The 16129-nt window shown below is 45.2% G+C and carries 10 protein-coding genes; 3 read left to right on the top strand and 7 right to left on the bottom strand.

The features are described from left to right. Positions 1 to 5 precede the first annotated feature (5 nt). Together psrA and AC3CIA_RS06160 are read right to left on the bottom strand one after the other, a co-directional pair. Positions 6 to 635: a TetR family transcriptional repressor PsrA gene (psrA, locus tag AC3CIA_RS06165; protein ID WP_004734681.1), complete on the bottom strand. Its 630-nt coding sequence runs from the start codon at positions 633 to 635 to the stop codon at positions 6 to 8. A gap of 441 nt (positions 636 to 1076) precedes the next feature. Continuing rightward, positions 1077 to 4886 carry a VCBS domain-containing protein gene (locus AC3CIA_RS06160; RefSeq protein WP_488518703.1) on the bottom strand — a complete coding sequence of 1270 codons (3810 nt, stop codon included), beginning with the start codon at positions 4884 to 4886 and terminating at the stop codon, positions 1077 to 1079. A gap of 301 nt (positions 4887 to 5187) precedes the next feature. On the opposite strand from AC3CIA_RS06160, the gene AC3CIA_RS06155 reads away from it, so the two are divergent. Both AC3CIA_RS06155 and AC3CIA_RS06150 read left to right on the top strand, forming a co-directional pair. After that, entirely contained in the window at positions 5188 to 6495 is a 1308-nt protein-coding gene (locus AC3CIA_RS06155) for a TolC family outer membrane protein (protein ID WP_017079061.1), read from the top strand. Further along, the gene (locus AC3CIA_RS06150) at positions 6495 to 7106 is read left to right on the top strand and encodes an OmpA family protein (RefSeq protein WP_065205487.1); all 612 of its coding nucleotides are present in this window, start codon (positions 6495 to 6497) and stop codon (positions 7104 to 7106) included. Before AC3CIA_RS06155 ends, AC3CIA_RS06150 begins: the two co-directional genes overlap by 1 nt. Positions 7107 to 7355: 249 nt before the next feature. Here the strand turns inward: AC3CIA_RS06150 and nhaA are convergent, their stop codons facing one another. The 5 genes from nhaA to AC3CIA_RS06125 all read right to left on the bottom strand — a co-directional run bounded on the left by nhaA (position 7356) and on the right by AC3CIA_RS06125 (position 14532). Then, positions 7356 to 8519 carry a Na+/H+ antiporter NhaA gene (nhaA, locus tag AC3CIA_RS06145; protein ID WP_054546583.1) on the bottom strand — a complete coding sequence of 388 codons (1164 nt, stop codon included), beginning with the start codon at positions 8517 to 8519 and terminating at the stop codon, positions 7356 to 7358. Positions 8520 to 8792: 273 nt separating this feature from the next. Next, positions 8793 to 9941: a lipocalin-like domain-containing protein gene (locus AC3CIA_RS06140; RefSeq protein ID WP_054546584.1), complete on the bottom strand. Its 1149-nt coding sequence runs from the start codon at positions 9939 to 9941 to the stop codon at positions 8793 to 8795. Next, on the bottom strand, positions 9931 to 12384 hold the full coding sequence (locus AC3CIA_RS06135) for an ABC transporter permease (RefSeq protein ID WP_065205488.1): 2454 nt from the start codon (positions 12382 to 12384) through the stop codon (positions 9931 to 9933). Before AC3CIA_RS06135 ends, AC3CIA_RS06140 begins: the two co-directional genes overlap by 11 nt. Beyond that, positions 12365 to 13036 carry an ABC transporter ATP-binding protein gene (locus AC3CIA_RS06130; protein WP_004734674.1) on the bottom strand — a complete coding sequence of 224 codons (672 nt, stop codon included), beginning with the start codon at positions 13034 to 13036 and terminating at the stop codon, positions 12365 to 12367. Before AC3CIA_RS06130 ends, AC3CIA_RS06135 begins: the two co-directional genes overlap by 20 nt. Before the next feature lie 122 nt (positions 13037 to 13158). Further along, complete coding sequence (locus AC3CIA_RS06125) at positions 13159 to 14532, bottom strand: MATE family efflux transporter (protein WP_488518702.1); 1374 nt, start codon at positions 14530 to 14532, stop codon at positions 13159 to 13161. A gap of 96 nt (positions 14533 to 14628) precedes the next feature. Between AC3CIA_RS06125 and AC3CIA_RS06120 the strand changes: the two genes are divergently transcribed. After that, on the top strand, positions 14629 to 16089 hold the full coding sequence (locus AC3CIA_RS06120) for a DUF2867 domain-containing protein (RefSeq protein ID WP_488518701.1): 1461 nt from the start codon (positions 14629 to 14631) through the stop codon (positions 16087 to 16089). Positions 16090 to 16129: the final 40 nt, after the last annotated feature.

Below are 16129 nucleotides of genomic sequence, written 5' to 3'. Positions count from 1 at the left end.
TTGTTTTATTCTTTTGCTGACATGCCAGCGGCCAAAAATGGAATGAGAATATCGACCACTGCCTTCGCATCTATCTTTCTGTCATAGTCATTCTCTGCAATTTCTATTAGAGCTTGGCTAGACGCCATGGTGAAAACACAAGTCCCAAGGGTGAAGTGTAAACGCCAAAATAACTGCTCTTGAGTGAGGTTCGGATTCGCCTTCATTACTGAAGTCGTAAACAGAGTCAGTACTTCGCTGTAGCGAGTTGTAATGAACCAACGCAAGTGACCTTGCACATCCGTATAACCTCGACCGATGAGCAACATAAATCGGCTGGTACCGTTTGGCCTAACATCATTCAGTGCTCTTAGCGGTTGTCTTAAAGACTCAAACACATCACTCATAGAATACGTTTCGTTCAAGTTTAAGTTCACTAAAGCGTCTTGCAGTGCAGGCATAAATGCTTCTAAGTATCGATTTAATACGGCACGAACCAGAGTCTTCTTATCGCCAAAGTGGTAGTTCACTGAAGCAAGATTGACATTGGCTTTACCCGTAATAGTGCGTAAAGAGGTGTCATTAAAACCGTGCTCAGCAAATAAGCCTTCAGCCACATCTAAGATTTTGTCTTTGGTTGTACTTCTTGGTGCCATTTCAATCACTCGTATTAAACAACTGTTTGAAATATACGCTTAGAACATTTATTTAACAAGCAAGCAACATCACATTTTCACCAATTGGTCGTACCAGTCAGTAAGAATCAGCTCTAACCGATTGAATCGATGTACGTTTAATAAAAAAGGGAAAATTATTGAATTTTCTGGGAACTGAATTAGAAATGGAGGGTCATAAATTAAGTAGAAAACAGAGTATTTAGAAGTTTAACAGGCCGTCAAACTTGTTTCTCTCCCTGCTTTCTTAATTACTGCATTTTCCTTATTAACTCCTATACTTGTATCCGCCCAAACCGCATTGGTTTGGGCTTTTTTTTTGCCTATGATTCAGGTGATTTTTCTTCGGCTACTCCTGAGCGCAAAGCCCCCGAAACCGAGGGCTTTCATTACGTTAAGCCATAGAACACTTCACGATACCGACTAAGCTGCATCGTTTTTGATAAGTTCTCCCAATATTGCGAGATCACTACCAAGATCAACCGAAGCGCCCATTTCCGTAGCAATCCCTTCTACCACGATTGTTTGAACGTCGACTCCACCATTGATTGGAATAGACAAAGCGATGTCTTCGCCATCGACCGACACTTCGATCATATCAAGAAGCTCGGCCATTTGCGTTTCGTCTTGTGGATCTTCAATCAGATCATTTAGGTCGATCAAATCACCAGAGCCATTGGTATAAAGCTCAAAGTCTCTAATGATGTCTGTACCATTGTCGAGTGCAGAGTCTAACCAGGTGAAAATATTGTCACCGCTATCACCAATAAGCAGATCATTCCCAGAGCCCGCAAATAAAGGCTCGTTACTCGCAGCACTGATCACGTTATATTGTTGTGGTTCTTCAATATCAACCGTCACCGTTTCGACTGTACTTTCAGCGCCATTTGAATCTACTGCGACATAGTCAAATTGAGGGTCATCGGTTACAGCTTCATTACCTTGTACATAACGCAACTCCCAACTGCCCCCAGTCGATGACAGCTCCATTCCAACAATTGGATTACTTGGTGATGAGTAACTGAAGTCGTAAAGAATCTGCTCATGACCAGTATCACCTTCGTCTTTTTGATACTGCTCTGTGTGGGTTGTACCGTCAGCGAAAGCATAAAGTACTTCAACATAAACATTACTATTTGTGTTGAACGACCCGCCCAACCCATCTAATCCAAATTGAACGACTTCAAGTGGATTGTTGGTAAAATCTAAGACCAAGGTTTCTTGCATGTTCATTCCTTGGCCGTCAGAGTCACCAATACCAAAGCCGACGTGAGGTTGTTCCCCTTGGTACTGCTCAAGCGGTTTATCGTTATTGTCTTCAATAGATAATGTAATTGTGTTGCCGTTAGCTAAGGTAATTAGCCTTTCGGTTGGTGATACCGCGACACCCCAATTATAGAAACCATCAACGAGATCTGGCATATCGTCTGAATCGCCACTGAAGCCCATTTCAAACATCTCCCCGGGTCCAGCAACGAAGCTAATATTGTTTGGAACAAACAACACACCGTTGTCGACGTCAGACTGCACAATTTCTCTGGTGACGCCATTTTCATCGGTATACAAAAGGCTACCGTTGGTTGGCAAGCTTTCTATCCGAATATTAAGTGGAATGTCGTCATGGTCATCTTCTACATCTGAGATGTAATCAGGCATACCGCCATCTTCAGAATCGAAGAGGATTGGTATGATCGCGTCTTCATCATTGACGACAGTAAAGCTCGTCGCTTCAGGCGCATCGTTGACACCATTGATTGTTATCTCGATAACATGCTCGACACCATCGATGGCGGTTACGACATATCGCTCAATAACCGTGTCATCATCATTCAAATATTGAACCGCATCATTATCAACGACATAACTCCATGCCCCCTCGGGAGTAATCGTTAACATCCCCAAAGCAAGTGCATAAGTAGACCCAATAGGGCTAAACACACCATTAGGTTTAAAGGCCGGCATATCACTGGTATCGACATCAGTAATCGTTAAAGTACCAGAAACCGAGAGTTCGTTGGTATCAGGATTGACATTAACATCTTCCGTCACCTCACCTATGTCTGAGTCACCTTCCCCGACAGTAATTTCGGATGGATCATCGGCACCGTTGATGGTAATAGTCACTTCACTGGTGGTTCCGTCAATCGCAGTAACAGTGTAAACCTCGGTGACGAATTCATCGTCATCAAGATATTGCACATCGTCGTTGTCTACGACGTAAGTCCATTCGCCATCGTCGGTAATCGTCAACATACCCAACGCGGTATCATTGGTCGAACCTTCAGGATTAAACGTTCCGTCTGTTTCAAAAGCTGCAACGTCGTTAGCGTCAACATCAGTGATCGTCAACGTACCAGATGTCGTGAGCTGGTCGGTTTCAGGGTTTACATCGACATCTTCCGTCACCTCACCCATGTCTGAGTCACCTTCACCAACGGTAATCTCGGATGGATCATCGGCACCGTTGATGGTGATGGTTACTTCACTGGTGGTCCCGTCAATCGCAGTAACAGTGTAAACCTCGGTGACAAACTCATCGTCATCGAGATATTGCACGTTGTCGTTGTCTACGACATAAGTCCATTCACCATCGTCGGTAATGGTCAACATACCCAACGCGGTGTCATTGGTCGAACCTTCTGGATTAAACGTTCCGTTAGGTTGAAAAGCCGCGACATCGTTAGCATCAACATCGGTAATCGTCAGTGTTCCCGTCGCCATCAAGTCGTTACTCTCCGGATCAACATCGACATCTTCCGTCACCTCACCCATGTCTGAGTCACCTTCCCCGACAGAAATTTCGGATGGATCATCGGCACCGTTGATGGTGATGGTTACTTCACTGGTGGTTCCATCAATCGCAGTAACAGTGTAAACCTCGGTGACAAACTCATCGTCATCAAGATATTGCACATTGTCGTTGTCTACCACATAAGTCCATTCGCCATCGTCGGTAATAGTCAACATACCCAACGCGGTATCATTGGTCGAACCTTCTGGATTAAACGTACCATTTGGTTCAAAAGCAGCAACGTCGTTGTCGTCTACATCGGTGATGGTGAGCGTTCCGGAGGTTGTTAAGTTGTTGCTCTCTTGGTCAACATCCACATCTTCAGTCACTTCACCTGTGTCTGAATCACCTTCGCCAACGGTTATATCAGATGGGTCATCGGCACCGTTGATAGTGATGGTTACTTCGCTCGTGGTACCGTCACTGGCTGTAACGGTATAAACCTCTTTCACGAATTCATCGTCGTCTAAGTACTGCACGTCATCGTTATTGACTACGTAAGTCCAAGCGCCATCAGGTTCGATGCTCAATACGCCAAGTTGTGAGTCGTTTGTTGAACCTACGAGGTTAAACTCACCATCAGCTGAGAAGGTAGGAGTGTCGCTATCTACGTCTGTAATCACGATCTGACCAGACGTCACTAATTGGTTGGTGATGTCATCGACATCAATGTCCTCAGTCACACTGCCTGAATCATCAGTGGCTACAGCCGCATCATCAGTACCAATAATTGTGACTGTAATGACTTGCTCACCTCCATCAGAAGTTTGTACTGTGGTTGTATCTTGAATTTGCTCTCCGTCAGCAAGTTCATCATAAGGACTGTTGGCTACGAAGGTCCAAGTACCATCCTCATTGACGACAAAGGTACCGAGGTCATTGTCTCCAGCGACCTCTTTACCAATAAAGGTAACGTCCGGGTCGTCGCTGGTTAAGGCGCCACCGGTTTCAATTGGTTCATCCTGCTCAAACTCAATAACGTTAGTTTCGCCTGAAATAAGCGCAAAAGCGATGATATCAAAAAGAGCAATACTTTGAGTTTCTGACAATCCTTGAGACTCAAACCCGTCAGTTTCAAAATTCGTGGCAGCTTGAGTTTCAGCCCCAGTACGTTCAATCCTACCGCTGTTGGTCAAACTCGAGCCTTCCTCACCAGCTGCAGTGTCAAACTCATCTCCTAGTTCCGTTGGATCAAATCCTTCTTCAATAGCACGCTGAACTTGAGCGATCGCATCATCAGTATCTAGTGCATTTTGTTGGCCCTGGTTATCCACAAAACGTGCAGAAACACTTGGCACATTTTCTTCACTAGTATCAAAACTGATAATTACGTCGCTAGCCGCTGGTTGTTCGCCCGGAGACAAACGTCTAACTTGGCCTTGAGCGTCGAGCACAACGCTCCCGCTAGCAAGACCTAGTATATTTAGGTTGATGTTTCCCATATCCATATTCCCACTTCTGCCCAGAACATGCCAAACGCGGATTCAATCCCACTCTGCGCTGTGGCTATTTCCTACACTAAATTTAGTAGTGCCACTATTGATAATCAACTCACTAGAAGGGTGTAAATCTGGCGATTTTCAAATTAGTCAATAGCAATAGCGACTTACATTCAAAAAAAATCCAACAAACTTCGCATTTTTTTGCAAATGTCCTAAGCTTCGTTTAATACCCTTCTCTCAATCTAGCGGGAAACCTAGGTTGGGAAACGGATGAGACATTGAAAGTAGAAGGAGAGCTACTTTGAAATTGTTTAAATTATCCATCATGTGTTGCTTAGTTGCTGCAGCACCACTCGCCGCTCAAACTCTGGAACAGTCTGTGGCTATTACCTTGGCAACGAATCCAGAGATAAAAAGCATCTTCAACGAATATGCGAGCGTGAAAAAACGGAATGATGCCTCAGGAGGAGCGTACAAGCCCAGTATCGACCTTGATGCTGGCATTGGTTACGAAGGCATAAATCCTGCACCAAATAACGGCCCCGATACTGATCTAACAAGAAAGGAAGCGACGATTTCCCTCACGCAATTGCTGTGGGATGGTTCAGCGACTCTTTACGACATTGATCGTACCGCCGCAGAAGCCGAGTCGGTTCGTTTACAATTGATTGCAGATGCCGAAGACAAAGCGCTGGAGGTGACACAAATCTATCTAGACGCGGTGAAAGCCACTGAGGTGTTGGCACTGTCAGAAAGTAACCTTTCAATACACAAAAAAATCTATAAAGATATTAAGAAACGAGCTAATTCTGGTATAGGTTCAACAGCGGATGTGTCGCAAGTAGAAGCTAGGATTGCAAAAGCTCATGGTAACTTATTGGCTGCACAGAATAACTTGATCGATACACATACCCAATTTAGACGAGTGGTGGGTCAAGAACCCCTAGGTTTAATTTACCCAAGAGCCGATATTTCTAGAATTCCTTTGTCGTTAACGGACGCCATTGTTGATGCCTTAGACAAACACCCAGTGATCAAAATCGCGGCAGCTGATGTTGACGCTGCGCACTTCCAATACAAACAATCGAAAGGCGTGAACTACCCTACCTTTTCCATTGAGGCATCACAGTCATGGCGTGACGATGCAGGTGGCGATGAAGGCTCAAGTCAAGAAACGCTCGCGATGCTGCGAATGCGATATAACTTGTACAACGGCGGAACAGACAGTGCTAACTCTGAAGCGGCTGCTTACCAATTGAACAAAGCAAAAGATCTGAGAGATCGTGCTTATCGCCAAGTGGAAGAAGGCCTTCGCCTTTCATGGAGCGCCTTAGACCTCACGCTGCAACAAAAGAACTTCCTATCTGATCATGTTGATTCAGCTTCGGAAACCGTTATCGCATATGAAAAACAATACCGAATAGGCAAACGTACTCTTCTTGACTTGCTCAACACTGAGAACGAACTATTTGAAGCCCGTAAAGATTATCTAGATGCCCATTACTCTGAGCAGTACGCTAAATACCGAGTGATGAACGCAACAGGTTCTTTATTGAATGCTCTACTGGTTGATATTCCAGAAGAGTGGACAACGGCTATGGAGTATTAATGATGAAAGTAACGTACTTATTACTTCCCGTATTAACGATGACTTTATTTGCCTGTTCTAGCCAACAGGAAGAGGCTTACATCGAGACACCTGAAGCAGAACAGATTGCAGACCTGCAAGACGACGACAACGATGGTGTGGTAAACGCGCGCGATACCTGCCCAGGAACGCCTGAAGCGTCACAAGTCGACAATGACGGTTGTGGTGAAACGATTCGAGCAGAAGAAGTCAGACAGTTAAAAATACTCTTTGCTCATGACTCATTTGAAGTGAACCCAATATTTTCTGATCAAATCAGCACGATGGCTGAATTCCTTGAGACTTACAAAAGTGCGTCGATTGAAATACAAGGTTACGCGAGTAAAGTGGGTTCCAACGAATACAACTTAGATTTATCAAAAAAACGAGCGAACAATGTTCAAGATGAGTTACTGTCGAATGGTATAGAGCCAGATCGAGTGAGAATTGTCGGTTATGGTGAAGAACGCCTAGAAAACGAGGGGGATGATGCTACTTCTCATGCACTAAACCGTAAGGTAACGGCAACCGTGGTTGGGTTAAGTGAACAAATCGTTGAAGAGTGGACCATTTTTACCACGCTAGAAAAATAACGTGACATTGTCACTAAATCTATAAGACGGGTTATCTTACAAAGACAGCTTAACAGCAAGATCAAGAAAGCCGTGATGGGGTTGCCCATCACGGCTTTTTTGTTCTTTGTTGTCACATGAGTCGAGGGATGACTCTGTGACTCTTCTTGCTACTCAGGAGTTGACTTGTTACTCAGTGAGTAGGCTCGCTATCAAGTGAACCTACTACCGAATATAGTTTTACTTACCAACTATGCTTTTACTTACCAATTATAGCTTTACTTCTTGTTGCTTAGTCTTCGGTAGAGAAATACTTAGCAGGCAGTAACCTAAGATAGCTGCAGTCGTTGACCCCATCAGGATACCTAATCGAGCGAGCGTATCAAAGTCTGCGTTCGTTGGACCAAATGCTAGTGATGAAATAAAGATAGACATCGTAAAGCCAATACCACACAACACAGATACCGCGAAGATGTTCATGAAATTCACACCTTCAGGAAGTTTAGCTACACCTGTTTTCACTGCGCCCCAGCTGAATAGGAAGATACCCAGCGGCTTACCAACCAATAGACCCATAGCGATACCAAGCGGTAACATGCCTGTAAGGTTTGAAATTGAGATGCCTTCAAGTGAGATACCTGCGTTTGCAAATGCGAAGATTGGCAAAATTGCAAAAGCGACGTATGGGTGCAGAGCATGTTCTAGATGTTTCAGTGGAGAACGCTCCCCTTTATTGCCTTTCAGTGGGATAGCAAAACCAATAACTACACCAGCCAATGTTGCATGAACACCAGACTTCAATACTGCGAACCACAGAATTGCACCGACAATGAGGTAAATACTTAGCTTAGTCACATGCTTGTTGTTTAGCATGAACAGCACACCCGTTGCGATGAAGCCAACCGTTAGTGCAAGCGTCGATAGATCGCCTGAGTAGAACAGTGCAATGATAACAACAACACCTAAGTCATCGATAATTGCTAATGCTAGTAAGAATACCTTCAAGCTTACCGGCACTCGGTTACCAAGAAGAGCCATGATACCCAATGCGAATGCGATATCTGTTGCTGCTGGAATAGCCCAGCCCTGAAGCGCTTCAGGGTTACTTGAATTGAATAGCACGTAAATAAGTGCAGGAGCTAGCATACCACCTACAGCTGCAATAGCTGGGAAGATTGCTGTCTCTTTAGACTTTAATGCGCCTTCTAAAAGTTCACGCTTAACTTCTAAGCCGATTAGAAGGAAGAAGACAGCCATTAAGCCATCGTTAATCCAGTGAGACACAGACATACCAAGAACGTAACTATGCAATACGCCTTGGTACATTTCGTTCAGTGGTGAGTTTGCTACAAACATTGCGATCGCCGCAGCGATGACTAGTATGATGCCGCCAGCAGATTCCATTTTAAAGAAGTCACGGATGACGTCGGTCATGATTTCGCCCTTATATTTATTATTTAAATAAACGAATAACAAAGAATAACCATGAGTTTATATCCAAGCGTAATCGATAGATAATCACTTCTTCGGATGTTTAACTTCGGTTTTTCCTACAAATACTAAACAATACGTCGTATATTCCATAATGTTGTTATGCACCATAAAATAAGTATAGATGAGATCACAAAGGCTGTATGCACAATTAATCAGGGGCTCACAAAAATCATGAGCACAAAAAAGGCTATCAAATGATAGCCTTAGGTGTTTTTAGTAACCAGTTAACTGCATAAAGCCTGTCGCTTCATGACTTCCGCTCGCCATAATTGGCCCTTCCCAATATGGTATGACAAATGGCAACCACATATCTCGGCGTTTAATGCGTGTCGTGAGGTTGATATTGTGCTGTGGCACGTTAATAATCCATTGGAGCGGCATTCTTCTACCATTCTGTAGCGTCGTATTCTGTAAAGGCTTGATAGAAATATCGGAGTCCGTTAACTGATACACCTTGCCCGAACGAGTGGCCAATGTTCCAAAAACATAAGGCAGTTGTTGATTATGGCGGTAACGGTTAATGCTCAACGCTGTACCATCATCGAGATTAAACACGAACCAATCCCAGCCTTGTTGACCCACTCCGAGCAAGCCACTGCCCCACTCTTTATGCACCCAAGCAGTGCCTTCTACTTCCTTGGTAACGCCGTCCAGATTCAATACACCGCTTAGGGATAAAAATGGAGCGCTGAAGTTATAAGACGCGACAGGTAATAAATCGTGCTTTTTCTGGTAACCATTCTCGCCGTTGAGCACATAGGGCCCTTTCGCAATGGTGTCGAGTTCAAGACCAAACGTATCCGTTTTCACTTGAAGGCGACCTGGAAATGGTGTGTTGCCAAGGGCGCGCCAGTTCCAGTTATCAATCCAAATTCTAAACGGACGACTGGTCATTCCCGCTTGGCCAATACCGCCACGCGCTAAGCGTTGCTCTTTCCAAACCTTAGAATCAGAAGAGATCACGACATTTGAGATATAGACCTGTGGGCTTTGCCACCCCGGCGTCTCGCGTTCATCAGTCGCTATTCGGAAGAAGCTCCATTGAACCGAGTACTTTTTGCCATCATCCCCTTTTAGAGAAGCAAAGTAATGCCACCACTCGTGTTGAAATTCTGGGTGGAATTGGAAGTCTCGAGGTAACGAAACGCTGCGGTCAGGTAACACAGGCTCGAATACGTTAAAGTGCTCGCTTACAAGCACTGAGTTGACCTCGTTCACGCCTTTCTCGCCAACATCAACAAAGTAAGAGTAGTATGCCCAGACACCTAAAATGGTACCAAAGAAACCTATCAATAATAGAGAGGAGACAAATCGGTGTCTGAATTTCGTTGAGCCATTTCGTTGAAGCATATTAAAGCGCATCCCTCAGTGATTTCATCGGAGTGTTCCGAATCATTCTCATCACTGGCAAAGCACCAGCTAACATCAATGCTGCCATAGCCCACGCAAATGTCTGTAAATAGTCCCAGGGAATCACTTGCAACTCGAGTGACCACCCAAAAGACTGCTTGATCACGATATCGACGATCAAACTAGCCAACGCTAAGCCGAGCGGAATAGCAATTAAGGAGGAAATAAGCCCGAACACAAACAGTTGTAAGCTACCGGTCAGAATCAGTTCTTTCGCTGAGACACCTAAACAGCGCTGTAACGAAATATGCCTTTGTCGAGACACTTCACCAGCAACAGTTGCGAAGAAGATGCCGAAGACTGCAATGACTAATGTGATGTTGCCCAATGTATCTGCAATCGCGAACGTTCTATCGAACACACGCATCGCTTGGCTGTGAATATTGTTGTTATCGAAAATACGCTCCGAGCCAAGCCTGAATACGCTTTCTAAGCGGCTTCGAAGCCCTACTGAATTCACATCATCTTTGAGTATTACGCCAAGGCCTACATTGCCCCGCCCTGCAAATCCATACAGCCAGTTTCGATGCGACATCATGACTTGATGGTAAGGGTTACCGTAATCGTAATACACACCGACAACCTGCCAACCAGAGCCAAGATTGTCATAGAGATCGATGTAGTCACCTGGGCGAATACCCAACTTGAGAGACATCGACTCGCTGATCAACACACCTTTAGAGTGATGTAAGTGGTACCAGTAATTAGGAATACCTAACTTGATCGTCAGCGCTTCTAGCTCACCTTCAGAAGGCCCAGTACTGACCACTTGAATACTGCCGACTGGAGATGCAACATCTTTCTCCCAACGCCACCAAACAGAATCCACTTCAGGTTGTTCTGACAGCCAGTTACTCATACGAGCAGCACCATTGTTGGTTGGGTAGATGTAAAGGTCTGCCGCCAAGCGCTGTGTTAACCATTTATCTGTGGTATCTCTAAAGCTACCGACCATGGTTTCTACACCAATATTCGCGGTTAGCGCCAACATAAACGCCATTGTCGCCACACCACGGTAACTCATGCTTGAAGCGGCATCCGCGAAGAACCAACGAGCACGAACCCAGCGCAATGAATAAGACAGGCTGTTAAATAGCTTCCACATCAAGAACGGCGTAAACAGAGCCACACTAACAAGCATCAGCGCGATAATCGCAAAACCCGTTTCTTGAGTCTGAGGAGCTTGATACACAGCAACAGCTGCAACCAAGAAACCGCAACCAATCAAAGCCTGCCAAGTGAATTCAGTACCAGCAAAACGCATCAAAGATAAACGAGAGGTCAAACGAATCGGTTGTGAACGAAGCAGACGAACCAATGGCCAAGCACACGCTAGGAATGCACCAAGCAATGCCATTAATAAGCTGTAACCGCTCCATCGCCAATTCCAGTCGATAGTTAATCCAACGTTGGCGTCATATAAGTCACCTAAACTTGAAGATACCGCTGGTAACAGTTGGTTTGCCAACATGACACCGAATACATTGCCGCAGATCCAGCTCAATACCACCAATAACAGTAATTCTAAACAAAGCGCTTTAGCCAGTTGCCAACCCGACACACCCGTCTGTCTTAAGATTCCAACTAACGGTTGGCGCTGAATAAACGACAGCGACATCGCTTGATAGAAAATGAATAAGCCAACCACAAACGACAGCATACCCATCGCTTTTAGATTTAAGTGAAACGCGCTGGTCAGCGACTCAAGCTCAGCTTTAGAGCTGCGAGAGATCGTCAAACCATTAGGCAGCATGTTTTTAAGACGCTCAAACTTCTCAGGCGACATATCTGAACACGCAATCACAGACAACCCAGCACTGCGTTTGAGCATTCTGAGCAAAGAGATATCTGCAATCAGCCTTGTACCATCAATCAGGTTTTTTTGATCAACAGCGATAGGACCAAGCTCAGAGCCATCCATGAGAGGAATGTAGTCCCCGTTATTCCATTCCATGTGTTCTGCGAGATCATCACTCACAAGGATTGGGTATGGCGGCTTCATAAGGTTTAACGTAGTGAGATCTTTTAACGCAACACCCGGCTGAAGCTGAAGCATAGACACCGGGTCGATGCCAATAAGCATAAAGTTCGCGCCATTTTCATCAGTGATACGATGGTGGTCAAAAGGAGAACACTGTTGAAAGCCTTCACGGCGAAGCTGGATATAAAAACCTTGCGGGATTTTATTGGCGTTGTGTTTTGGTCGAATACGGTAAGGAAGAGGATTCGAAAAGAGTTTTTCGCCATGCGCATAGCTTTGCTTGGCGTGTTGGTTGATAGCAGTAACACCAACCAAAAGTGATACGCCAAGGGTTAAACCAAGCCATACCAAAATAATCTGAAGTGGGTAGCGTCGATAGTGACCGAGTAGTGCCTTAACTACGGGCCATAACATGCAGTTGCCCTCCTTGTAGGCGGATTCTGCCGTCCATGTGCTGTGCTACTTTTTCACTGTGTGTCACCAACAACAAAGTGCATTCTAATTGGCGAGCCAAAGAGGTCAGCAAACGCATTACCGCTTCTGCATTACGCTCATCTAAACTTCCCGTCGGTTCATCGGCTAACAGAATTTTAGGTTCCATGTACAGAGCACGAGCAATCGCTGCGCGTTGTTGTTGACCACCAGACGCTTCTTCAGGGTAACGTCCAAGTAAAGGCATAAGGTCTAAAGCAGAAAGAATCTGCCTCCAGAGGCCTTTGTCTTCAGGCAAGCCTTTTAACTGGCGACAAAAACGAATGTTGTCAGCAATATTAAGCGTTGGAAGTAGGTTGAATTGCTGGAAGATGTGACCAATATTATTTCGGCGATATGCGGTGCGATTGCGTTCTGTCGAATCGTGCATATTGAAGTTTGGGAAAGCAATTTCGCCAGAGTCTACTAGGTCTAAACCCGCGATAAGATTCAGTAATGTACTTTTACCTGAGCCACTTTCGCCCATTAGTGCAAGCTGGTCACCTTGGTTTAATGTTAGTTCAGCACCTTGCAAAACAGGGTGAAATTCCCCCCCGTCGACATAGCCTTTACATAGGTCTGACAGCTTTAACATTAAACAGCTCACATTAGTTAGAATTTGGAAGGAGAATCTACACTAATTCCCTGTTAGGAGGAAGTATTTTGAAAGATAGATCACACACCAACGATAAAGTGATGTGATCGATGCGCCCTACTTCAACTTCCTATCAAGTTTTTGATCCATTTTCTTGTTTTCATGCGATAGAGCGACCCACCCCACTTAATCACTTCTTCGGTGAGGAAAAGCAGATACACCCACTCAGGTGGAAACTTTAAATAGATAGCCGCAATCGCAGCCAGTGGAATACCAATCACCCACTGAGCAATCAAATCTTGATAGAGACAAAACTTCACATCACCACCCGCTCTCAACACACCAACGATCACAGTCAACGGTACCGAGCGAATAATAATACCCACGCTGAGAATTAGAATGAATTTCTCAGAGAGGGCTCTGGTCTCTTCAGTCAACGCACTGAACGCATTCAATATTGGCATTTGGACGAAATAGAGAAAAATCGCCACAACAATACTGGTTAAGAAACACAGAATCGTTAAGCCTAATGCTTGATAATAAACCGCTTCATTGTTCTTCGCGCCAAGTTGGTTACCCACCAAAACAGCTGCTGCATTCGACAGACCAATCAATAAACTCAATGAAATAGATTCAACCGGCGTCATGACTGAAAGCGCAGCCAAACCTTGAACACCCGATTGTCCCATGATCGCGTGGTAAGCAAACAAGCCACCCGCCCACGCTAAGAAATTAAACGTGGTTGGCAAAGACAACTTCAAGAAGCGAACGACTTTCTCAACGGTTGCAGCCGCTTTGATATCACAAAGTTTAAAAGCTAATAGGTGTTTAGAGAAATAGAGGCAGCCATATAAGGTCGCCACTTCAATGGCACCGCTCAATACCGTGGCAATCGCTGCGCCTTTAATTCCAAGCGATGGAAAGCCTAAGTTACCGAAGATCAGCACCCAGTTTAAGAACACATTAGACAGAATGCCGATACCGCTGAAGAAAGTGCTTAACCCAGGTTTGTGCATCGCTCTTAAACCTACCGCCATACTGCTGACGCACGACACCGCCAGCATACTGAATGAGGTGATGACGATGTATTCAACGCCGAGGCTGATGACTTCTTGAGAGTCGGTCGTCACACCCATGATTTGCGCAGGGAAAGAAACAAAGAAAACAATGGTCAGCAACGCAAACAGGGTCGAAACCAGCCACGTCAGTGCGGTACTTTCTCTGACACCTTGTTTGTTACCCGCGCCCCAATATTGAGCCGTTAGCAAAGCGCCACCCGTAGTGACACCCACCAGCATAATGGTCGTCACAAACATTGCACGGCTCGCAACCCCCACCGCCGCAATGTCTGCTTCCCCAAGCTGACCCAACATCAACACATCGACTAAGCCTCGGCTTGAAAACATAATGCTCTGCAAAGCAATAGGCAAAGCAATCGCAATAAGCCTACGAACAAAATCACCTCGAGTGTGATGAATAATTGAAGAGAGCAACATAGAGATACCTAAACGGAACGTATTGATGAATAAAGATAAATATCGCGCTATTATATCAATGTTCGGTTTTTAACCACAGATATAAATGGAGTAACAATGAAGAAAGTACTGGTTTTAGGCGCTTCTGGATATGTTGGTTCGCAGCTCCTCCCTCTCCTGCTTGAGCAAGGCTATCAAGTCACTGCTGCAGCAAGGCATATCGACTATTTAAAGGCACGAACCGAACCTCATGACCACTTGTCACTAGAGTATCTTGATCTTGCAGATCAAGCCGCAACACAAGCATTAGTCCCCGACTTTGATCTTGTCTTCTTTCTCGTACATGGGATGGCAGAAGGCCACGACTTTATTGATTATGAACTGAATTTGGCACGTAACTTTGTTTCAGCTCTTGGGCCAAAGAATCAACACGTCATCTACCTGAGTTCGCTTCAACCGCAAACGGGTGATTCAGAACACCTTCAAGCGAGAAAGAAAACCGGAGAACTGCTTCGTAAAGGACCAGTCCCCGTCACTGAACTGCAAGCAGGCGTGATCATTGGTCCAGGCTCTGCAGCGTTCGAGATCATGCGAGACTTCGTGTACAACTTGCCTATCATGATTGCGCCTAAATGGGTCGACTCTAAAGCCAACCCTATTGCCTTGCAGAACCTAAATCACTATCTGCTAAAACTCGCACAGGACACGCCTAGCGAAAGCCAAACCTTCGAAGTTGGCGGGCCAGACATTGTCTCTTATCGAAATCAATTTGCTCACATTGCCAAAACAGCCGATCGCCCACTCAGGCTTTGGGCGACGTCACTCCTCACGCCCTCAATTGCGTCATATTGGCTAGGTGTTGTGACTTCTGTTCCGTCCAACATAGGCAGAGCGCTTCTTGCGGGCTTAAAGCATGACTTTATTGCCAGTTCGACCATCATTAGAGAAAAGTACCCTCAGAAGCTGATCTCGTTCGAAAATATGGTTGAGCAAGCGATTCACGCTGAAGGAAACTTCGTAAAAAGTAATGTTTGGGGCTTTGATAAGACCGCCTTCAAACGCTGGCAAGCTGGGTACGGCTATTATCCTAAGAAAACTGGCGCAAGTATTACCTCAAGCGCATCTTTAGAATCCCTTTGGCAGGTGGCTCAGCAAATAGGAAGCCCGAAGCAAGGTTACTTCTTTGCTAATGCTCTATGGCGCACACGCGAATGGCTCGACCTTTTATTTGGCGGTGGTATTCCGATTCGACAAATGCCAGAAGGGCCGAATCTAAAAGTCGGTGACAAAATTGACTCTTGGAAGGTTATTCGCTGTGAAGAGAATCAGTTTTTATCCCTGCTTTTCGGTATGAAAGGCCCAGGGTTGGGGCGACTCGAGATTACCGTCTCTGACCACGGTGATTCACGTGAACTGAACATATCAGCTTGGTGGCATCCAAAAGGCTTTCTAGGGTTACTGTATTGGTTTGCGATGATGCCAGCCCACCTGTTTATCTTTAAAGGCATGGTTAAAGCGATTGAGAAGCAGGCACAAGAGCAGATGCGAGATTCGAGTGGCGGGATGCCAAAAGACTAAAAGCAGATACGGGATTCGAGTGGCGGGATGCCAAAAGACT

The organism is Vibrio sp. QJM3NY_27 (assembly GCF_057785955.1).
This window is presented reverse-complemented; position numbering and strand designations above follow the sequence as displayed.